17 protein-coding genes and 1 tRNA gene are annotated in these 21,461 nt (G+C 61.3%); 12 read left to right on the top strand and 6 right to left on the bottom strand.

The genetic code is table 11. The features are described 5' to 3' along the window. Window positions 1–4 precede the first annotated feature (4 nt). Genes ACFQ00_RS09555 through ACFQ00_RS09545 form a run of 3 tightly spaced genes read left to right on the top strand, consistent with a single transcriptional unit; the run spans window position 5 to window position 3,548 of the window. The gene (locus tag ACFQ00_RS09555; RefSeq protein ID WP_381489525.1) at window positions 5–1,870 is read left to right on the top strand and encodes a serine hydrolase domain-containing protein; all 1,866 of its coding nucleotides are present in this window, start codon (window positions 5–7) and stop codon (window positions 1,868–1,870) included. Next, on the top strand, window positions 1,871–2,611 hold the full coding sequence (locus tag ACFQ00_RS09550; RefSeq protein ID WP_381489522.1) for an aspartate/glutamate racemase family protein: 741 nt from the start codon (window positions 1,871–1,873) through the stop codon (window positions 2,609–2,611). 16 nt (window positions 2,612–2,627) lie between these two features. After that, window positions 2,628–3,548 carry a BKACE family enzyme gene (locus ACFQ00_RS09545; RefSeq protein ID WP_381489519.1) on the top strand — a complete coding sequence of 307 codons (921 nt, stop codon included), beginning with the start codon at window positions 2,628–2,630 and terminating at the stop codon, window positions 3,546–3,548. 19 nt (window positions 3,549–3,567) lie between these two features. On the opposite strand, the gene ACFQ00_RS09540 is transcribed toward ACFQ00_RS09545, so the two are convergent. Both ACFQ00_RS09540 and ACFQ00_RS09535 read right to left on the bottom strand, forming a co-directional pair. Next, window positions 3,568–4,977 (bottom strand): APC family permease, encoded by a 1,410-nt coding sequence (locus ACFQ00_RS09540; RefSeq protein WP_381489516.1) that lies wholly within the window; start codon window positions 4,975–4,977, stop codon window positions 3,568–3,570. 1 nt (window position 4,978) lies between these two features. Then, a complete protein-coding gene (locus ACFQ00_RS09535; protein WP_381489514.1) occupies window positions 4,979–5,755 on the bottom strand; it encodes an SDR family oxidoreductase in 777 nt (258 codons plus the stop codon). Between the two features lie 277 nt (window positions 5,756–6,032). Between ACFQ00_RS09535 and ACFQ00_RS09530 the strand changes: the two genes are divergently transcribed. From ACFQ00_RS09530 to ACFQ00_RS09520, 3 genes are all read left to right on the top strand, one after another. Then, on the top strand, window positions 6,033–6,287 hold the full coding sequence (locus ACFQ00_RS09530) for a DUF6356 family protein (RefSeq protein ID WP_381489511.1): 255 nt from the start codon (window positions 6,033–6,035) through the stop codon (window positions 6,285–6,287). Window positions 6,288–6,289: 2 nt separating this feature from the next. Next, window positions 6,290–7,318 carry a YeiH family protein gene (locus ACFQ00_RS09525; RefSeq protein ID WP_381489508.1) on the top strand — a complete coding sequence of 343 codons (1,029 nt, stop codon included), beginning with the start codon at window positions 6,290–6,292 and terminating at the stop codon, window positions 7,316–7,318. Window positions 7,319–7,413: 95 nt separating this feature from the next. After that, window positions 7,414–7,827 (top strand): hypothetical protein, encoded by a 414-nt coding sequence (locus ACFQ00_RS09520; protein WP_381489505.1) that lies wholly within the window; start codon window positions 7,414–7,416, stop codon window positions 7,825–7,827. Window positions 7,828–7,841: 14 nt separating this feature from the next. Here the strand turns inward: ACFQ00_RS09520 and ACFQ00_RS09515 are convergent, their stop codons facing one another. The 3 genes from ACFQ00_RS09515 to ACFQ00_RS09505 form a co-directional block, all read right to left on the bottom strand. After that, window positions 7,842–9,224 (bottom strand): peptide MFS transporter, encoded by a 1,383-nt coding sequence (locus ACFQ00_RS09515; protein ID WP_381489502.1) that lies wholly within the window; start codon window positions 9,222–9,224, stop codon window positions 7,842–7,844. 22 nt (window positions 9,225–9,246) lie between these two features. Next, the gene (locus ACFQ00_RS09510; RefSeq protein ID WP_381489499.1) at window positions 9,247–10,563 is read right to left on the bottom strand and encodes a spinster family MFS transporter; all 1,317 of its coding nucleotides are present in this window, start codon (window positions 10,561–10,563) and stop codon (window positions 9,247–9,249) included. A gap of 118 nt (window positions 10,564–10,681) precedes the next feature. Continuing rightward, window positions 10,682–11,605 carry a LysR substrate-binding domain-containing protein gene (locus ACFQ00_RS09505; RefSeq protein WP_381489496.1) on the bottom strand — a complete coding sequence of 308 codons (924 nt, stop codon included), beginning with the start codon at window positions 11,603–11,605 and terminating at the stop codon, window positions 10,682–10,684. Window positions 11,606–11,755: 150 nt separating this feature from the next. Between ACFQ00_RS09505 and ACFQ00_RS09500 the strand changes: the two genes are divergently transcribed. The 6 genes from ACFQ00_RS09500 to ACFQ00_RS09475 all read left to right on the top strand — a co-directional run bounded on the left by ACFQ00_RS09500 (window position 11,756) and on the right by ACFQ00_RS09475 (window position 21,127). Further along, window positions 11,756–12,805: a DUF1611 domain-containing protein gene (locus ACFQ00_RS09500; protein ID WP_381489493.1), complete on the top strand. Its 1,050-nt coding sequence runs from the start codon at window positions 11,756–11,758 to the stop codon at window positions 12,803–12,805. Between the two features lie 534 nt (window positions 12,806–13,339). Next, the gene (locus tag ACFQ00_RS09495; RefSeq protein WP_381489491.1) at window positions 13,340–15,745 is read left to right on the top strand and encodes a TonB-dependent receptor; all 2,406 of its coding nucleotides are present in this window, start codon (window positions 13,340–13,342) and stop codon (window positions 15,743–15,745) included. 61 nt (window positions 15,746–15,806) lie between these two features. Then, complete coding sequence (locus ACFQ00_RS09490; RefSeq protein WP_381489488.1) at window positions 15,807–18,227, top strand: S9 family peptidase; 2,421 nt, start codon at window positions 15,807–15,809, stop codon at window positions 18,225–18,227. A gap of 23 nt (window positions 18,228–18,250) precedes the next feature. Next, complete coding sequence (locus ACFQ00_RS09485; protein ID WP_381489485.1) at window positions 18,251–19,363, top strand: membrane dipeptidase; 1,113 nt, start codon at window positions 18,251–18,253, stop codon at window positions 19,361–19,363. 116 nt (window positions 19,364–19,479) lie between these two features. Continuing rightward, window positions 19,480–20,088, top strand: a complete 609-nt coding sequence (locus ACFQ00_RS09480; protein WP_381489482.1) for an RNA polymerase sigma factor — start codon at window positions 19,480–19,482, stop codon at window positions 20,086–20,088. After that, entirely contained in the window at window positions 20,081–21,127 is a 1,047-nt protein-coding gene (locus ACFQ00_RS09475) for a FecR family protein (RefSeq protein ID WP_381489479.1), read from the top strand. The genes ACFQ00_RS09480 and ACFQ00_RS09475 overlap by 8 nt, the downstream gene beginning before the upstream one ends. Before the next feature lie 115 nt (window positions 21,128–21,242). Here the strand turns inward: ACFQ00_RS09475 and ACFQ00_RS09470 are convergent. Then, window positions 21,243–21,333: transfer RNA gene (locus ACFQ00_RS09470), tRNA-Ser, on the bottom strand. Window positions 21,334–21,461 lie beyond the last annotated feature (128 nt).

The raw sequence follows: 21,461 nt of genomic DNA, 5'->3' as shown, positions 1-21,461 counted from the left end.
GGACATGAAGCGACACGCATGGCTGTCGACGTGGCTGGTACTGGGGCTGATCATCGCTTTGATGCCTGCACACCTATCCGCCGCCCTCGTCGCCCCCGGAGACGATGCCTCGGAGACGATCGCCGATATTCCACGTGCAGCGCTGGATGCATTTGCCGAGGCTGAGATCCATGGCCGCCTCGCCGCGACTGAGGCACCCGGCGCGATGATCGTCGTGGTGGATCGACAGGGGAATCGCTACGCGCGCGCCTTCGGCACGCTTGGCCCGAACGATGCAACACCGCTCGACACACGCCGCCACCTGTTCCGCATTGCGTCCGAAACCAAGGTTCTGACCGCGCTTGGGATTCTTCAGCTTACCGAAACCGGACGCCTGTCGTTGGACGACGACATCGAAACGCACCTCGGCGGCCTGCATCTGAAGCCCCGGGGGGGGGCGCCGATCACGATCAGGCACCTGCTTCAGCATCGCGCCGGGATCGGCAACATTCCGATGGTCGGCAGCGGTCTGCGCGACACCCGCGATCATCCGGCGCTTGCGGATTATCTTGCTGAGAACGCGCCCCGGCGCCTGCGCGCGCCCGGCGGCGGCATCGCCTACACGAACGGTGCCTACACGCTGCTCGGACGCATCATCGAAACGGCATCGGGCGAGACATACGAGAACTACATCACATCGCGAATCCTGAAACCGCTCGGCATGGATCACGCGGGGTTTCCCGGCACCGTAACGGCACCCATTGCGCAGGGGCTCTTCGTGTCACCGGACGGCGTGGCGACATTTCCCGCCGTGGACACGGTAACGCGTCCGTCCGGCGACGCCATGATGACCGCACACGAGATGGGTAGTTTCCTGGGGATGATGCTGAACGGTGGGCAGTATCAGGGCCGGCAGGTGATCGGCAGACATGCTCTCGAGTCGCTCTATGCCGACTGCTGGTCCGCCGACCCGGCCCTTGGCGGCCGCTGCCTCGGCCCGACTCGGATCCTGCGTGCCGGCACGCCGATCTATCTGCATGGCGGCGACTACATCACCTCGATGAGCACCTGGTACATCCTGCCCGAACAAGGCCTCGCGCTCTGGATCGGCAACACATCCAGCGTGCCGATCGACAACGACGTGTTCGAAGCGTTCCTGAAGCGCTTCCATCCCACGCTCGCGGCAGCGAACACAACGAAAGCAACAGGACCAATCGAAATCGATCTCGGCGGAACCTACCGCATCAACAGCCAGACGATGAGCGCTTCGGGGCGATTCTTCGAACTTCTGATACCGAGCAGCGAACTCGTCGTTGAAACCAGCGCGAACGGTATTTCCGTGAACGGGCGGCGCTACGTACGGATCGGGCCGGACCTTTACCAGGCAGCGGAATCGCCGACGATCGACGGCGATATACTCCGCTTCCGCCGCAATGAAAATGGCCGGGTGTTCGAACTCCATTCCAATGCGCGGTCAGCGACGAAGATCAACGTCACGGGATCCGCGCATGTCGCACGCTTCACTTTCGGAAGTCTGCTCGCGGCATTGGCGATCCTGTTTCTCTTCGGCACAGCACGTACGATCATGGCGTTCAAGCGTGGCACACCGAGATCATTGCCTGCACTTTCGGCAACGGCCTGTCTGCTGCCGATCGCGGGCACGCTTGCGGCATTGAGCCTGCCTGCTGCCGGCCCCTTCGTCATGTTTGGTTTTCCGCCGCTGTTTCGTGCGGCGCAGACCCTGTGGGTGCTCGGCGGAATTGCTGCCACCGCACTCGGTATCGCGCTCGCACGTGGTTCCGCGCCCCGGATCGATCATGCGGCCGGAATCCTCGCCATCGCCACCGCGGCTGCCTTCATCTTCATGCTTGTCAGATGGGATTTCCTGTAAATGCCGATTTCGATCAAGGGCGGTGTCACCGTCGCGGGCTATACGGTGGGCATCTTGTGTCTGCGCAGCACGCACCCGCTGCTGCCCGGCAATGTCCAGCACGCGCAGAGCTTCGACGCGCCCGTACTTTACCACGTAATCGATCTCGATGACCCGTGGCCGATGATGCGCGGCGAACCGCAGGTCGCGGACATGCTCGCCGAAGGCGTCACCGCGCTCGCGCGTCAGGGCGCGCGCGCCGTTGCGGGCGCGTGCGGATCGTTCGGCTACTATCAGAAAGCCGTGGCGGCCACCGCACCGGTGCCGGTATTCCTGTCCATCCTAACGCAGCTGCCGTTTCTGCTGCAGGCGATGCCGCAAAGTGCACGTATCGCCGTGATCCCTGCCGTCGGCGAATCGATGAACGCGCGCATCTACGAACAGTGCGGCATCGACGATCCGTCACGCCTCCACATCGCGCCAATGCGCGGCCGCCCTGTGTTCGACGCGCTGCTCGACGACGGCACGATGCACGATGTCGAGGCATTGAGACGCGAGACCGTCGAATGCGCCGTCGCGGCGGCGCGCGAACCCGGTGTTGCGGCGATTTTGATCCAGTGTTCCGAACTGCCGCCGTTCGCGGCGGACATACAGGCGGCGACCGGCCTTCCCGTTTTCGACATGACGACACTGATCCGGTGGCTTGCGCTCACGACGAATTGCCAGTCTTACTCCGGCCTGATCCACCGGACCCTTCCTTGAACTCAGGAGACTACAAGTGATCCCAGGTTATTCGCGCCCATCGGCGAAACGTAAGGTCGTGCTGACCTGCGCGGTCAGCGGCAATGCACCGGTCAATCCGCGTTATCCCTATCAGTATCCGATCACGCCCGCGCAGATCGCCGATACCGTGGCGGAAGCCGCCGCCGCGGGAGCAACCGTCGCGCATATTCATGTCCGCGATCCCGAAACCGGCCATGGTAGCCGCGATCCAAAGCTGTTCCGGGAGACGGTGGACCGTATCCGCCAACGCGGCACGAACATCCTCATCAACCTCACCGCGGGTGCGGGCGCGCTGTTCCTGCCGGACCCTGAGGACGAATCGCGGGGCCTTCCCGAAAGCGATATGCTTTCCGCCGAAGGGCGCACCGAGCATCTTCGGGACTGCCTGCCCGATATCGCTTCCATCGACGTGACCACCGGCAATCAGGTGGAGGGCGATTTCGATTACGTCTACCTCAATACGCCTTACACGCTGCGCCGCATGGCGGAGCTGTTCCGGCTCTATGGCGTGAAGCCGGAGATGGAGGTGTTTCAGGCGGGCGACGTGCTGTTCGCGAACCAGATGTATGCCGAGCGGCTGATCAACGACCCGCCGCTCTACCAGTTCGTGCTCGGCGTGAAGTGGGCATCTCCCGCCGAAACATCGACGATGATCTACCTGCGCGATCTGTTGCCGACCGGCGCGCACTGGGCAGGCTTCGGCATCGCCCACCGGCAGATGCCGATGGTGGCGCAGGCGGTGCTGCTCGGCGGCAACGTGCGCGTGGGCCTTGAAGACAATCTCTATCTCGATCGCGGTGTGTTCGCCACCAACGGCCAGCTCGTGGAGCGTGCCCGCCGGATCATCGAGGATCTGGGCGAAGCCGTCGCAACGCCTGAAGAGGCCCGCGAAATCCTGGGTCTCAGGTCCGCCTGACACCCCGGCACGGGGCGCGTCAGCTCAGACTGCGCGCCCCGCGCGACAATCGCACAAGACCGAAACCAAGCGCCGCCCAGCCGGCCATCATGAACCACTCAATCGGCATCCCATCTGCCCTGAACAGCGGCAATACTGCAGCCGCCGAGCCCATCGCCAGCACCAGAAGCAGTGCGATCACGATGGGCAGCGCGTTGCCGGGCACCTTGAATTCGGGATCAGGGGCGCCGGACGCACGCTCCTTCAAAAGCACGACGAGAAGCAACACGAACGTGACCGCAAGACACATGGCGCAGAGATTGAGGATCGGCAGGATCGCGCCTGGCCCAAGCAGAACGGCGAAGCCGGCGACGATCGAAAACGCGGCCACTGCCCGCGAGGGGGCACCACGCGCATTCAGCAGCGCCAGCGATGGCGGCAGGAAATTGTCCCGCGCCAGCGCCACGACCAGCCGCGCGCCGATGATGACGATGACGTTCCACGTCTTGGTAAGCGACGCGATCGCGATGATGATGACGACATCCGCAAGCCAAGGCGCGGACGGGATGAGCGTGCCGAACGCGTGCGCGGTGGGGAGCCCTGCCGCGACCGTCTCGTGCCACGGCGTCGCGCCCGCAACGGCGAAGATGATCAGAATATAGAACATAGTAGCCGCCCCGACAGCGGCGATCATCGTCCCCGCGACGGCGCGCAGGCTGACGCCGTTCGCGCGCTCCTCGGCGACCTGCGCTGCACCTTGAAAGCCGTTCAGGAACAGGATGCCGAGCGAGAACACCCAGAACATGCCGGACCATGGCAAACCGCTGTCATCCACCTTGAACAAGGGTTTCGCGTTGGAGAGATCGCCGAGACCGAGGCCAAGCACGATGAGCACCAGGGCAAAGGCCAGAAAGCTGTAGGTCATCACCTTCTGAAACAGGACCGTGGCGCTGCTGCCGCGACCGTTCAGCCAAGCGAACAAGGCGATGCCGCCCAGGCTGACGGCAAGGCCACCGACGTGGACGGGTTCGCCCAGCACTGTGTAGAGCGCGGGCCCTTCGATGGAGGGCAGCAAGGCCGAAAGCAGCCACACCAGCGCCGTGCCTTCGAATGCGGCGAGGCCAATGAAATTCAGCAGCAGGAACCAGCCGACGAGAAATCCCGGAATTGGCCCCAGAGATTCGCGCACGTAGACGAATTCCGCGCCGGTACGCGGCATCCGCGCGGTGAGTTCCGCATAGCAGGCACAGATGAGCGCCATGGCAAGACCGCCCGCCGCGAAAGCCAATGCCGCACCGCCGGGTCCTGCCGCACCCAGCCATTCACCGAGCACCACGACCCAGCCTGAGCCTACGATCCCGCCGAAAGCCAGCGCGAAATACCCCAGCCGTCCGATGTGGCGGCGGAACTGCATCGCATCGCCCCCTTCGATCGAAGGCGCTACGCTCACGCTAGTTTTCCCACTCGACGTTTCCGTCCACCGACAGAAGCTGGCCGGTGACATGCCGCGCCGCGGGGGACATCAAATAAAGCACAGCGCCGACGATCTCCTCGATCGCGATCTTGGTCCGCATCGACACGAAGGCAAGCAACTCCGCCTCGACATCGCGCTCGCTGCGCCCGATGTGCTGCGCCCGCGAGGTGACGATGCCGCGGAACCGATCGTTGTCGATAGCACCGGGCAGGATCGCGTTCACGCGAATGCCATGCGGGCCGAGTTCGCGCGCCAGATTTCGCGTCAGGCCTTCGAGCGCGTACTTCGCGGCGACGTAAGGGGTCCGTAACGGAAGTCCGACCTTTGTCGAGCAGCTCGAGAAATTGATGATACACCCCCCGCCCCGCGCCTTCATGCCCGGCACGACCTGCCGGATCGCATAAAAAGCTGCGCCTGCTGAGCCCGCTATGATCCGGTCCCACTCCGCAACAGTGGTCTCCTCAATGGGTCGCGGTTCGCCGCCGATGCCGACCGTGTTGACGAGCACGTCGATAGGACCATCGGTGCGTTCGATCTCCTGAAGACAAGTCTCGACCGCCACGGGATCGATCGCATCGACGTTCCGGCAGACGATGTCGGGCCTTGCCGCCACCAGATCATCGAGATCCGCCTGGACGATATCGGCGACATGCACCTTGAGGCCAAGGTCCGCCAGCGCGACCGCAATTCCGCGCCCGACACTCGATCCCCCACCCATGACAACGGCAATCTTGTGAACAGGATCGTGACCCACAACACCTCGCGAAGACAATTTATGATATTTTATAAAATAATGCGATATTGGCAACCCTGTCCGCTGATCCGCGACGCCGAGACCTCCACCATCCCTCACTTTCGCTGAGCCACGAGGTTTATCGCTCCACCAAGCTTGGGATGGAATCCCACTCAAACTCAAAATATAAAGCATTCATCCCATAAAGCGGTAGAAAACGTAGCACATTTGGGGCCACCTTCTGCGCCCCTCCCCCTATTCTACACCCACTAGCGGACGGACAAAGGGCGGAGGACACATGCGATCATTTTTCGGGCTCTTTACGAATCATCCTGCCTCGGTGGGTGAGAGCTATTTCGAACACATGGCCGTGTCGTTCGCCTTTTCGATCCGCATGTTCGGCGGCTGTCTTGCATGTCTGCTCCACGGGTTGTTCCCGTTCCTGTTTGTGCGGACCGGCAGCGACCAGATTCGCATTCTTCATGATCGGATGGTCGCGCACCGCGACCGCCGGCTTCCCCGTATCGACGGAGACCTGAGCGGCGCCCGCTAGCCGTGTCCAGCATCGGGAGCGATCCGGCGCAGGCCGGCGCAGGCGCAAACGAGCGGCCGCGCACAACACTGTTCCTTTCAGGCATCGCGCTCTGCGCCTCGCTGGCAGCAGGCGCGATCGGAATCGCAAGCGTTTCGGCGCTTCCCGGCGTGGTCGCCGCACTGATGATGGGGATGATCGCGCGTGCATTGCTTCCCGGGCTCGCGGAAGCGACCGAACCCGGCATACGTTATTGCAGCCGTACACTGCTGCGCATCGCCGTGGCGCTGCTCGGGCTTCGGCTGGCGGCACCCGACCTCGCCGCACTCGGCCCCGGTGCGATCGGCATCGTCGCGGTTTCGCTCGCAGCCACGATCGGTGCCGGTTATCTGATCGCGAGGCCCATGCTGCGCGATCGGCAGGTCGCGGCCGTGGCCGCCGCCGCGGTGGCGGTCTGCGGCGCGTCCGCCGCGCTGGCAGTCTCCGCGATCTTTCCGCAGCGCGCCGCGCTCGAACGCATGACCACGCTCGTCGTCATCGTCGTCTCGCTGCTGAGCACGATCGTGATGCTGGCGTATCCACCGCTCGCTGCCGCGCTCGCCTTTTCCCCCGCCGAAACCGCGCTGCTGTTCGGCGCGGCCATCCATGATGTCGCGCAGGTGGCGGGAGCAGGCCTTGCGATATCCCCGGAGGTCGCAACGCAGGCCGTCGCCGTAAAGATGATCCGCGTCGCGGGACTTCTGCCGATCGTTCTCGGCTTCGGAATCCTGCTTCGCGCGAAACACGACGGCGGCACGCGTCCCCAGCTCCTGCCAACGTTTCTGGTCGCTTACGTCGTCCTCGCCCTGATCGCCGGTTTCGGGATCGCCCCGCCGCTCCTCGTCAGCCTCGGCAGCACGGCGGCGACATGGCTGCTGACCGCGGCCGTCGCGGCTCTCGGCCTTTCCACCCGACTTGAAGACCTGCGGGCCGCGCCGCCGCTCCTACTGGCCTTCCTTGCCGCCCAAACGCTGTTGCAGCTGGCGATCGTGGTGCTGCTCATTCGCGTGTAAACTACACCTGCCTTCCAATATGGGCCGTTCATTCTCCAGCCATGTTCGGAGGCGGAAAATGGTGCACAGGTTTCAGATCACTTAGGAAGGCCAACATGAAAAGGTCGTTCTTCATTCTTCTCTCCGGCGCATTGCTCGCCGGCACCGCCGCGCAGGCCAAAACGCAAACCGCTGACGAACAGCTTGCGCGCGCGATCGAAGGCCGCGTCGCCGGCAAGCCGCAGGACTGCCTGAGGCAGCGGGACATCCGCTCGTCGCGCATCATCGACCGCAAGGCGATCGTTTATGAAACGGCGGGCGGCACGATCTATGTCAACACCCCCGACTCGGGCGCGGCATCGCTGCGGCGCGACTATGTGCTGGTGACGAACACGCATTCGGACCAGCTCTGCTCGGTCGATATCGTGCGCTTGTTCGATTCCGGATCGCACATGCAGGCCGGATCGGTGGGGCTTGGTAAGTTCGTGCCCTACACGAAGGCAGCCAAGGCAGACCCTCACAAGCACTGATCGAGGCTTGAAACCTAAGGCTGTGCGAGCAGTTTCCCGATCGGCCGCATGACAAGCAGCATGATCAGGAACGCTGCAAAGGCGAGCCCTGCGTGCAGGGCGAAGAAGCTGGCGTGGGTCAGCGTCTCCCATAATCCGGCAAGCATGCCGACGAGGAGATTGGCGAGGAAGATGGACAGGAAAAGGATGCCCATCATCGTCGAATTGACCTGCGCTGGCGCCGCCCGCGAATAGAGCGCCAGCTGTGTCGGCCAATAGAATATGAACCCAAGGGCGTTCAACGCATAGAGCGCAACCGGCCAGAGCGCGCTGACGGTCTCGCCCTCGTCTACCCGCCCTGCTGGAACGACCATCATCAGATTGGCAGCGGCAATGATCAGATAGCCGATTGTGATCTTGCTGAGATCATGCGGTTCGCGGCCCCGCTTCGCCTGCCACTGCCAAAGGGCAATCAGAAGCGGCACGGCCATGATGCAGAAGAAGCCGTCGAGCGCGTTGAACGATGCTGCCGGAATGATCCAGCCGAACAGTCCGCGATCTACCGACGCTTCAATGAACAACAGGCCGGCATTCATTTCCTGAAAATAGGCAGCACAGGGTAGAATCGCGATCGCGCCCACGAACAGCAACGCGGCAATGATCCGCCAATCTCTTCCCGTCAGCGCCTTGGACGCAGCGGCGTTGCTCTGCCGCTTGCGGTCGGGAGGGAGATGCTTCCAGCCCGCGCCGTAAATGACAAGCGCGATCACCATCAGAGCACCGGCTACGCCGAAGCCGACGTGCCAACCGTAAATCTGCGCAAGCACACCGCACACCAGCGGGCCCAGCAGGGCACCGGTGTTGATCGCGGCATAGAAGATCGCGAAGGCGCGGGTGCGCCGCCCCTCGTCGCCCGGTTGATAAAGCTGCCCGACTTGCGCCGAGATATTGCCCTTGAGACATCCCGTCCCAAGGATCAGCAGAAACAGGGCGATCAGGAAGCTCGCATCAAAGGCCATCAAGACATGGCCCGCTACCATAAGCAGCGCACCGAGCACCACAGTGCGCCGCTGCCCGAGCAGGCGGTCCGCCAGCATTCCACCAAACACCGGCGTGAAATAAACAAGCCCCGAATAGAGGCTGAACACCTGGCTTGCGAACGCCTGGTTGGAGAGCGGACCAGTCAGCGTCTCGATCCCCGTCCGGAGGCTGTTGAACGCAAGGACGCTGCCTGCGATCTCCGGCGTCAGCAGCCGCTGGATGATATAGAGCAGCAGCAAGCTTGACATGCCGTAGAAGGACAGGCGCTCCCACGCCTCGGTGAAAGCGAGGTAGGTAAGGCCCTTGGGGTGACCGAAGAAGCTCTGCTCATCACCCTGCATGGCGGGAACGGGTGCTGTTGATGCTGTTGCCACCATGTTGTTTTCTGCCCGAATTCGATCAGGCGCTGCCCGCCCTCGCAAGATCCGATCTCAGCGAGCCCACTGCGGCATAGAAATGCCATGCCGCCCAGATGCCTGTCAGCCCGAAACCAGCGAGGGCGTAGCGCAGAGATTGGGCGGGATCGGCGATCCGGCTGGCGAGGATGTCCGACACAAACCCGATCAGTTGCGGCGCGATTGCAAGGTTCGCGATGTTTGCCGTGAATAGCAGAACCGCGACCGTGAACCCGCGCACATCGGGTCGTGTCAGATTCTGGATGAGCGCGAGGCTCGGCCCGATCATCACGTTGATGAACGGTATAAAAAGCCACAGTAGGACAATGGCGGTCGCACGATCCGAAACCACGTGGGCGGCAACGCCGGGAATCGTGATCAGCAGCGTCAGGCCCGCAAGGAAATAGCACTGCCACTTCGGGTCCATGCGGGCCATGCGGAACATCAGGAACATGGCCGCCAGCATCGCCGCCGCACCGGCCGCGCCGCTCATCAGCCCGACCTGGAGCCCGGCCTCGCCGACACTGAAGCCGTGTGATCTTCCAAGGAAGGCCGGTGTCCACCAAACGAGGCCGCCGCCGGCGAACGTCGCCACCGTGCCTCCCGCAATCACATGCATCAGCGCGCGCTGCGAACGGATGAAGTCAAGCGATTCCCGGAAACCGGGCTTTTGAACGCTGGCACTGACGCCGGGATCGCAGGCGCCGCGACGCGGCTCGCGAATGGTAAGGAGCATGAGGAGCGCCGGGAGGCTCGCGAAGGCAAATATGATGAGGCAGGTTCGCCAGCCGAACTGTTCCGTCAGCAGCCCTCCGCCGATACCGCCGATCGCAGAACCGAGCGAGACGCCTAGCGCATAGATCGACATTGCGATGACACGTTCGGACGGCAAAAAATAGTCGGCGATGATGGAATGCGACGGCGGCGTACCACCGGCTTCGCCGACGCCGACACCGATACGCGCGATGAGCAATTGCCAGAAATTCTGTGCGAGCCCACAGCAGGCCGTGAAAATCGACCAAATCGCGAGTGCCCAGCCAATCATCTTCTTGCGGTTGACGCGGTCTGCCAGGATACCGAGGGGCAGCCCAGCAGTTGTGTAGAACAGGGCAAGCGCAACGCCGGTAAGGAAACCGACGGCGCTATCCGACAACGCGAACTCCGCCTTGATCGGTTCGATCAATGTCGAAAGGACAAAGCGGTCTGCGATATTGAGCGCGTAGACCAGCGTCATCACCGCCAGAACCCAATAGCGCTGAAGGAGGCTAGCGCCCGAGGGATGGGAGATCATCGGCGTATTGCCCGAGGCGCTGACGTCCATTTTGTGTCCCCCCTCCCGTGAGCTGCGCAGAAAGAGCGACAGTCGCCTTCTTGTCAATACATAACTGTACTGTATGTGAATTTGGATAAGGCGGTAAACTGCCTGTACTGCCCCCCTTTTAGAAAGGCGATTGGGCGAGGAAACGCTTCACCTCGGCCCTGAGCCAGTTTCCGACAGTCTCGATAGCCGGAGTTTCCGAATACGCGCTTGGGAAGGCAAGCCAGTAGGATGCAGGGCTTTTCACTTTCAAGGCGAAGGGTGCGACAAGGGCACCCGCTTTTAGCAAGTCGCCGACCAATGCGGTTCGGCCCATGGCGACCCCCTGATCGTTGAGCGCGGCGTGGATTGCCATGTCGGCAAGACTGAAGAAACGGTCCTGCGATGCCGGTATTTGCAGGACCCCCGCCTCCTGAAGCCAGACCTTCCATTCCGCATCGTTCGCGCCCCCGCTCCAGGCATGGGCGTCGTGCAGGAGGGTACACGTGTCCAGTCCGTCGGGCGTATTGAAAGGATGGTCTTTCAGATAGGCCGGCGTGCAAACCGGGGTGATGTATTCGTCGAACAACCTTTCGGAATGAAGGCCGACGAGCGGCTGCACGGCTTGTTCGATCGTAATATCAAAATCGCGCTCGGACAGATCGATATCGCCATATTCGGCAATCATGAAGAGCTTGATGCCGGGGTGTTTCGCATAAAAATCGCCGACGCGCGGCATCAACCAGCGCAGCGCAAACGATGGATTCACGCGGACACGGATTTCCGTTCTCGTGTCGCCGACACTGATGGCGCGCGCTTCGTCTTCGATCTCCGCGAGCGCTTTCCGCACTGTAGCCGCGAAGCGTTCGCCTGCCTCCGTAAGCGCGATACGCCGGGGCAAACGGAGAAAGAGTTTCTGCCCCAGCGCCTCTTCAAGATGCTTGATCTGCTGACTGACGGCGCCGTCGGTTACGTGGAGCTCAGCCGCCGCTTTCCGGAAGCTCAACTTGCGTGCGGCAGCTTCGAAGAAGCGAAGCGAGGCAAGCGTCTGTGAATTCAGGAACATGGTTTAGCAGCGCTCGCCCTCGCGTTAGGACTACTGGTTTGTCTTGCCTGCAGCGACGGGTCAAACCCACGTTCCCATCACAACGCACTGGTTCGGCGCCGGCTCTTCGCCGCGCCCGCACACAGGCAAAAATGGATTTTTACAGGGAATATGCTGACGATCAAGAAACCGTTTCTCCTCGTCATCGGCGACATGACGAACCCCCGCAACGCGAAGACCGCCTTCGGCCTGCGCGATTGGGCGCGAGCCGATTGCCTGGGCCAGCTCAGATTCGCAGAGGATGCAGTCGATCTCGGCCTACCTTCGATGACGGTTGAGCAGGCCGCAGCCGAAGGCGCGAAAACCGCCGTGATCGGCATTGCGCCGCAAGGCGGAGTCCTGCCGGCACACTGGGTGCCGATCTTGCAGGATGTGCTTCGGGCGGGCCTCGATATCGCATCCGGCCTTCACAGCCGTTTGAAGGATATTCCGGAAATCGCAGATTTGGCCGCAACGCTTGGACGCACGCTCCACGATGTACGCCACAACACGCTTGCCTTGCCCGTAGGCAACGGCAAGCCGCGCGCCGGGTTGCGTTTGCTGACGGTCGGGACGGACTGCGCGCTCGGGAAGAAATATACCGCGATGGCGATCGCGAGCGAAATGAAGGCGCGTGGATTGAAGGCAGATTTTCGCGCGACGGGCCAAACCGGCATTCTCATCGCTGGAGGCGGAATCGCGATTGATGCCGTGGTGGGCGACTTTATTTCAGGTGCTGCAGAGATACTGTCACCCGATAACGACCCGGACCACTGGGATATCATCGAGGGACAGGGCGCGATCCTGCACCCGGCCTATGCGCCTGTCACACTCGGGCTTCTCTATGGTTCGCAGCCCGATGCTCTTGTACTGTGCGACGATCCGCTTCGGGAAAGGCTGAACGATTTTCCCCACGTCCGATGCCCGACGCTTCAGGAAGCCATGGCCGCCTACCTGCCGCTGGCGCGCGCGGCAAATCCAGCCGCGCGCTTCGTCGGCATATCCCTGAACACGTCTGCAATGTCGGAAAGCGAAGCGTTCGAAACGATCATTCGCACGGCGGAAAAGACAGGCCTTGCCTGCTTCGACCCGATACGGACCGGCGTGAAAGCCGTCGTAGACGTATTGGCGGATTTTACGGCCACTCACCCGGTAGAGAGTAAAACGCTGAAAATACAATGATGTATGTTGAAACCTATGCGCCGGCCAAGAAGCGGGTTATGCCGGACTGGAGTCGTGCGCGGCTTGCAAGGAATTTGAATTGCGACGTTTCTTTGAAGAAAGTTTTACGGATTTTCTCGCCTCACCAGTCTTCGTCTACAGGGCTGGTGTGAAGATCCGATACGCGCCGTTATGCCCGGCCAGAAATGGGAGAGGTTGAGTTTGCGTTGGCAACTCACGCTTGGCGGCGCTTTTGCCGCCTCCGTGGTTGTTGCCGCGAATGCTCAGGCTTTGCCGGCGGGCTCCTACGATCTTCGTATCGAAGAGGAGACTCTCGGGGAGGCACTGTCATCGTTGGTAAATCTTACCGGCGCACAGCTTCTCTACCCTCCAGATCTGGCCGATGTCCCGAACGCTCCGCGCGTTCGTGGACGGCACACGGTCGATGAAGCGCTCGCAATTTTGCTTCAGCGCACAGGATATTCCGCCCGCCTCACCAAGAAAGGGGTGATCGTCATCACCCCGAAACCAACAGGTGAAGGCAGGGAGATGAAAGTGGCAGGCAGGGGATTGAAAGCGTCGCTCTTCGCGGGAATTTCGACGTTCATATTCGGTGCAAACGGGGCAGCGGCACAGGATGTTGCTGTCCAAAGCAACGACCGCGAGGAGATCGTCGTAACCGCACGATTCCGCCAGGAATCCATCCAGAACATCGGCGGCAGCGTCGCTGCGCTCGATGGCCGGGAGCTTCGCCGTTCCGGCATCGTGGACTTTGAAGACCTCTCGAACCGGGTTGCCGGCGTGGAGCTTCTGGATCGAGGCCCGAACACGAATGAAATCAACATTCGCGGCGTAACGAACAGCACCCAGGTTTCGGGCAATCAGCTGCAGCCGCTCGTTTCCATCCTCGTGGATGACATTCCGGTTGCATCAGCATCCGCCTCGCAGCGCGACTTCAACTTCTTCGATTTCGACCGGGTGGAGGTTCTCCGCGGCCCGCAGCCGACCTATTTCGGCGAAGGCGCAATGGGCGGTGCGATCCGCTATTTTTCGGCCGACCCCGACCTCGATAACGGCAAGGTGATCGAGGGCATGTGGAGCAATGGCCTCAGCGCCACGAACCACGGCGGCTTCAACTATCGCGTGGACAATGCGACGAGCTTCGTTCTGGTACCGGGCAAGCTCGGTGTGCGCGTGGTCGGCTTTTATCGCAAGGATGACGGCTACATCGACAACATCGGCCTCGGTAAGAAGGACATGAACGATTTCGAGTCCTACGGAGGGCGCGCCATCGTTCTTTTCAAGCCGACGGAGGATCTGAGCATCCGTCTCGCCGCGCATTTCGGACGCGACGATATCGGCGAACTCAACTTCATCGAACCGACGACGATCGGCAATTCCGTTGGAACCGAAGACCTGATCGCGCCGTCGCTCAGCCTCATCGACGGCCTGGGCGAAGATGATTTCGAGCTCTACAGCGGCAAGGTTTCTTGGAACGGCGGACCGATCACGATCGAATCGATCACCGGCCTCTACAAGCGCAAGCGCCAGGCCGAAACGTTCAGCTCGGCATATACATATGGCTTCGAAGGCTTCTTCAATGCCTTCCCGCCGTTCGATACGGCAAGCAACCTGCTCTCGTCCGATCTCACCGCCATTGCCCAGACGCGCGGCAAGGAAAAGAGCGTTTCGCAGGAGTTCCGTTTCGTTTCGGACTTTGAATCGCCACTGAACTTCGTTGCCGGCGCTTTCTATCAGGATACAGAAGCGACCGATACGGCGCTTGTCGCGGGCCCCGGATACGCCAACATCACGGACAGCGGCACAACGGAGATCGAACGGTCGACCACAAAGGTCGATACACGCCAGTTCTCGGCGTTCGCCGAATTCAGCTATGATGTGTCGGAGCGCTTCCGGGTCTTCGCCGGCGCGCGCTACGTGAACGAAAAGGTAAGATCGACGCTGGTCGAGTCCTACGTGATCGGTATCTTCTCACCGATCTTCACGAACCCGGCTGACATCTATGCACCGATCTATTTCCCGGTTCCGAATGACGTGGAAGCACTCACCGCACCGGGCGGCCCCGGCGTCAGCTTCGATTTCAAGCTCAACACATTCCTGCCACGCGCCGGCTTCGAATATGATATGTCCGACGATGCAATGCTTTACGGCACGATCGCACGCGGTGTCCGCAACGGCGGCCTGAACAGCCCATTTTCGGCGATGGGCTTCGGCCCGGTCGGCTCGCCGGAATTCGAAGATGCGCTGACCTATGGCTCCGATGATATCGTGACGGGCGAAATAGGCCTCAAGTCGCGGTGGATGGATGGCGACCTCACCTTCAATGTCGCCGGCTTCTATTCCGATTTCGATACGCCCCAGATCGGCATCAGCAATCCGGGCGCGCTTACGGCGAACGGGCCGCAGCTGCGAATCTACGGCCTTGAGATCGAAAGCCTTTACAAGATGAATCCGAACGTTTCGCTGTTCTTCAGCGGCAACTATACGGAAGCGGAATACACTAAGGGCATGACGGTCTTTTCCATTGCCGGCGCCCCTGCTGACTTCCAGGATCTCGCCAAGGGCAACCGCCCGCCGAACGTGCCCAAGGTTTCATTCTCGACCGGCGCGGATTTCAATTATCCGCTCGGCGTCGGCGATATCGAGCTGACCGGACAGGTCGCGTTCCAGTATATCGGCGAGCGTGAGACGTTCCCGCAGAACTTTCCGTCAGGCCGACTCGGAAGCATGGAGATGCTGAACCTTCGGCTGGGTCTTGAAACGGAACGCTGGTCGCTGACCGCGTACATGAACAACGTTTTCAACGACCTGGAGCTGCAGGCGACCACCATTCCGACGAGCGCGGCGACTCTGGTTGACGGCGTGCTCGATGGCAATCTGTCGTCGGCCTTCATTAACAGGCCGCGGACAACCGGACTGACGTTCACCGTTCGCTACTGACACTGCACAGAGGACGGCGGCACTCATGCGGGCGCCGCCGTTCTTGCTTGGGAAGAGTGCTATGCTGAAGGCGTATGTGCGGCGGGTATTGATCGGGGCGCTGGTCCTGCTCTCCAACTCCTGCGGAAGCATCAACCAGCTCGGAGCTGGTGAGGCGATGCCGGGGCTGACGCGCGCCGATTTCGAGCGCGCAGCACGCTTTTATCCCGATGCCATTCGCGGCCTCGTGCTCAATGCCGCGCCGGTTCCAAACTGGATCGGGGAAACCGATCAATTCTGGTATCGCCGTGACGTGAGCGGCGGCTATCGTTTCGAGACCGTGAATGCCGCGACCGGTGAAACGGCGCCCTCGTTCAATCATGAAGCGGTCGCACGGATGCTTTCGCTTGAACTCGGCAAGGCGATTTCGGCGTACAAACTGCCTTTCACGTCCTTTCGCTATTCGGACGGCTTAAAGAGGGTCGCCTTCGTCGCAGGGGAAAAGACGTTCGAATGCAGTCGCGACGCCAGTTTTTGCAACATGAAAGCGGAAACGCCGCCCGATCCGGCAGCCACTCTCTCGCCGGACGGTATGCAGGCGGTCTTCGCCCGCGATCACAACCTGTGGCTGCGGGAAACGTCGAGCGGCAACGAAAGATCGCTGACGACAGACGGAACAGCGGAATTTCCGTACAGGTATACCGCATTCCGAACGACGTATATCGAGGAGCGTCGTGGCACGGAGCCACCCACCTACCCCGGTGCAACATGGTCTCCTGACGGGCGCTATATTCTTGCGGTTCGCACGGACTACCGAGGCGTAAAGTCCGCGCCTTATGTCGTCGAATATCTCCCGCCGGATTCGCCGCGGCCCATTGCACACCAGATTGCGATGCCGACGGCCGCGGATGCCCCGAAGGTGCCTTACGCGCTTTCGCTCATCGATCGAAAAAGCGGCCGCGTTGTCGAGGTCAATGGCGGCGCTTTCGGCTTCAATGACTACGCACCGTACTGGGCGATCGTTGGTGAGCCCGGCTGGGATATGGAGAACGGCGAACTCTATCTCGTGACATCGACTCGCGATTCGCGCGCGCTTGGCCTCGTTGCCGTCGATCTCGAAACCGGCAACGTTCGGGCCGTTCTCGAAGAACGAGGAGACCAGTTTCTCAATCTCAACCCGTTCGACTACCACGTACCGAACGTGCGCCTGCTGGCGAGCCGGGGCGAAATTCTGTGGTGGTCAGAGCGTAGCGGCTGGGGACATCTCTATCGCTACGACGCCAGAACCGGCGCCCTCAAGAACGTCGTGACCAAGGGCGACTGGGTAGTGTTCGATATCGTGCGCCTCGATGAAGCCGCGGGCGTCATCTACTTCACGGGCGGCGGCAAGGAGGAAGGGCGCAATCCCTATTATCGCCATCTCTATCGCGTCAATCTCGATGGAAGCGGGCTGAAGCTGTTGACCCCCGAAAATGCCGACCACACCTATACGAACTTTCCGGAGCGGGGCCTCAATGGTCATTACGACACGCAGATGCGCCGCTTTTCGCCCAGCGGCCGCTATTTCGTCGACACCTACTCAACAGTGTCGGAAGCGCCACGCACCGTGGTGCGTACGGCAGCTGGCGCGCGCGTTTTCGATCTTGTCGATGCGGATGCAAGCGCCCTGCTCGCGACCGGGTGGTCACCGCCGGAGCGACTGGTCGCGAAAAGTGCTGACGGTGCGTACGACATTCACGGCGTTCTCCTGAAGCCCACGAATTTCGACAAGGCCAGGCGCTATCCCGTGATCGAGCAGATTTACGCCGGCCCGCAGGTATCGTTTGCGCCGCAGGGCTTCATGGATACGCTTGGTGCGCGCGGCGCCTATATGCAGGCGCTTGCGGAACTCGGGTTCATCATCGTTGTTCAGGACGGGCGCGGCACGCCGCGACGATCGAGGGCCTTTCACATGGCCCCGATGAAGGACGAAGATTCCTTCGCCCTCATCGATCATGTTGCCGGGATCAGGTCGGCTGCAAGAACGCGGCCTTATATGGACCTGGAGCGGGTCGGCATCACCGGCATTTCGTTCGGCGGCTACGCCTCGGCGCGAGCCATCCTGCTGTTCCCGGATTTCTACAAGGCCGCCGTCTCGATCGCAGGGCCGCACGACTACCGGACCATGATCTCATCGATTTCGGTCGAGCGCTTCTTCGGCATTCCGGTGGATGGCGAGGACGATGTCTACACACGCGTCGACAATCTGCATTTGGCGAAGCGGCTAGAAGGCAAGCTGATGCTGATCGCAGGCGAGATCGATCAGAACGTACCGTTCAATCAGGCGGTGGCGTTGTCGAATGCGCTGATTGAGGCAGGCAAGGAGTTCGACTTCGTTCTTGTGCCCAACGCGGCCCATGACGTGGGATATCATCCCTATGCCGCGCGGCGGCTCGCGGGTTTCTTCGTTCGGCATTTGCAGCAACAGGAACCGCCCGTGCCTTTTGCACAGGCGGCGAAATAGGGTTTGGACAGGGAGGCTTTCTGATGGGATCCGAAATGAACCGACGCGGGCTGATGAAGCTGACGGGAGGAAGCCTTCTTGCCGCCGCGGCAAGTACGACCGCAGGCCGCGCCGTTGCGGACGAGCCTTCCGCAGTTGGTCCGATCGTCGTGGATGGATGCAGCCCGGCTGCGCCGACCACCGAATATCTTGAACTGCTTCGAAAGGGCGGCGTCGATTGCTGGAACGTCAGCATGTTGCCGACGCTCCTCCAGATGTCGCAGCTGCTCGAGTTCGTGGCCCGGAACGCAGCGCAAGTCGAAATCGCCAAATCGGCCGCCGATATCAGGCGCATCAAGCGCGAGGGCAAGATTTCCCTTACCATCGGCTGGCAGGAAGCCGACCTCTTCGTCATGAAGGGCGAAAGCGACTGGTGGTCCAAACCGCCAAAGACAACGATGCGACTTTTCCACGATCTCGGCCTTCGCGTTTGCGGCCTGATCTACAACCTGACCAACGCCTTCGCCGGCGGCTGCCTCGATCCGCATATCGGGCTCACCAAGGCCGGGCGGGCCATCGTCTCGCAGATGCAGTCGCTCGGCATATTGGTCGATGTCGGTGGCCACACCGGCGAGCAGTCCAGCCTCGACATCATTGCGATGGCGGAGCGGCCGGTCGTGTGCACGCATTCGAACATCGCCGCGCTCAACGCCAATCCGCGCAACACATCGGACCGGGTGATTGAAGGCATCGCGAAGACCGGCGGCCTTTTCGGCGTCAGCGCGATCGATCCCTTCATGAGCTGGGGCCGCGATGATGTCGGCAAACGCAAGGAGCCGCAACGCCGCGCAGACATCAAGCGTTATGTGGACGAACTCGACTATCTGAAGAGGCTCGTCGGCGTAGACCACATCGGCATTGGCGGCGATTTCACGACCGGCGCGACGTCTTCCATCAATCCGGAGGAGTCCTTCGCATTTCCGCCGGAAATGACCTATCTTCAGGACCCGATCCAATACGCACAGGGCTTCGAAGACATTTCAAAGCTGCCGACCGTCCGCTCCGAGATGGAGCGGCGTGGCTGGAGCAAGCCCGACATCGACAAGGTGATGGGCGAGAACTGGATGCGCGTTTACGAAGCGAGCATGGGGGCCTAGAATCCGAATGGCAGCGGTAAAGAAAACCGAGGCAGCATGATGGATTCTGGCCTGCCATGCCGCTACGTGCTAGCGTCCGCATCGCCGAGCACCCTCGGCCGCTTCGGAAAGCATCGATGTCGAGTTTGCTGAACACGTTTATCGAGTGCGAGGTGACGCTTCGGCGCGTCGTCTCCCGGTATCGCCGCCGGGGCGACGATGTCGACGACCTCGTGCAGGAGGTCTTCCTGCGCACCTTTGTTGCCAGCGAAAAGCAAGACATCGGAAACCTCAAGGCCTTCCTCATCCGCGTTGCAAAAAACCTGGCGATCAGCGAGGCGACCAAGAAGGAAAACAGCACGACGGAATTCTTCGAGGATTCAAAAGGGTCCGAAGCTCTCGTCGACGAGCGTCATGGCACAGTCGAGGAACAGGTCGATGGGCGCATGAAATTGTTCGTCCTGTGTCAGGCCATTGCCAGCCTGAAACCGGAACTGCGGCAAGCGCTCTGGATGTGCAAGGTTGATAAACTGAAGTTCAAGCAGATTGCAGCGAAACTGGATGTCTCGGTCAGCACGGTTGAAAAGCGCGTAGCGGCGGCCTTGATCGCGTGCAACGCCTACCTCCGCAATCAAGGCTATGACCCGGCGGAATTCAGCGGAGGCGCCCTGCGCAAGGCAAGCACAGGCGCGATCGTGGAAATGAAGGCTGCCGGAACCGAAATTGCGCGCAAAGCCAATGACTGACGCGGGGAACATCTATCTTCTTCCTGATCCGAAGAAGAGCGAGGCAGAAGCTGCCGAATGGGCGGCGCGCCTTGAAGGCGGTGAGATGACGCCGGCAGACCACGCGGCGTTCGCCCGGTGGCGAGGCGAAAGCGAACAAAATCATGATGCCTTCGAACGCTTTTCCGGGCTCTGGGATGGCCTCGACAGGCTGGAAGACCTGAACGCCTATAACGCGGCAGAAGACGTGCCCATGAAGCAGCCGTTCCTGCGCCGCGTGGCGGTGGCATTGCCGGCACTGGCTGCGGTTCTGCTGGCCGTGGTGGCCATCGGTGCGCTTATCAATCGCGATGTTCTTGAAACCCGCTCTCCCCGCTTCGCGGCAGACTATCAGACGAAAGTGGGAGGGCAGGAAATTGTCACCTTGCCGGATGGTTCTAAGCTGACCCTGAATACGGACAGCCGGATCGCCACAGAATTCACGGAAACGGAGCGGCGCGTAAAGCTCCTGCGCGGAGAAGCGTTTTTCGAAGTCGCGCACGACAGATCGAGGCCGTTCTCCGTCTATGCCGGAAACGGTATCGTGAGGGCGGTGGGAACGGCTTTCTCTGTGCGCCTCAACAAGGCCAATAAGCTCGACGTCATGGTCTCTGAAGGGCGCGTGGCCCTCTCCGCAGCGAAACCGCGCGCCGGAACGCAAAGCGCCAGCTCACCGGCCCGCACGGTCATGGAACTGACAGCAGGCCAGAGCGCAGTCTTTTCTGCCGAACACGTTGAAATTCTGGAGCATGTGACACCTAACGAGATCGATCGAAAGCTATCGTGGCGCGTTGGAATGCTCGCCTTCGCGGGGGAACCGCTTTCGGATGTTGTGGATGAGGTCGGCCGCTATTCGGACGTCGACATCGAAGTTCGCGGCGATGAACTTCGCGCCATGCCCATAGCGGGCTACTTCAAGGCCGGCGAAGTCGAAGGCTTCGTGGAGGCACTGCACATCATGACGGGCGTGGAAGTGACGGAGGTCGCTCCGGGCCACCTGGTATTGTCCGCATCGAAGTGACGGTTATCGTTAAATAGTTGGAGGCCTCCGAACGACTTGATCCGTCAAGCGTTTGATTTCGGGAAACAATCGGCAATCTCGATCGATTTCTGCGAACCCCTTAAGGAGGGGTTCGTGGCGGAGCGGGAGGGATTCGAACCCTCGATACGGTTTTGCCGTATACTCACTTTCCAGGCGAGCGCCTTCGACCACTCGGCCACCGCTCCGCATCGCTGGGGGAGCGCCTTAGCGCCCATCGCGGGGGTTCGTCCAGTCCTCAATGCAAATGCAGTCTCCCTCGACCTTCCGAAAATGGCTATTCTGCCGCCGGTCAGCTGTGACATGCGCGGAGCGC

Origin of the sequence: Sphingosinicella xenopeptidilytica, assembly GCF_042676985.1 — a bacterium.
GTDB classification, from domain to species: Bacteria; Pseudomonadota; Alphaproteobacteria; order Sphingomonadales; family Sphingomonadaceae; genus Sphingosinicella; species Sphingosinicella xenopeptidilytica.
This window is presented reverse-complemented; position numbering and strand designations above follow the sequence as displayed.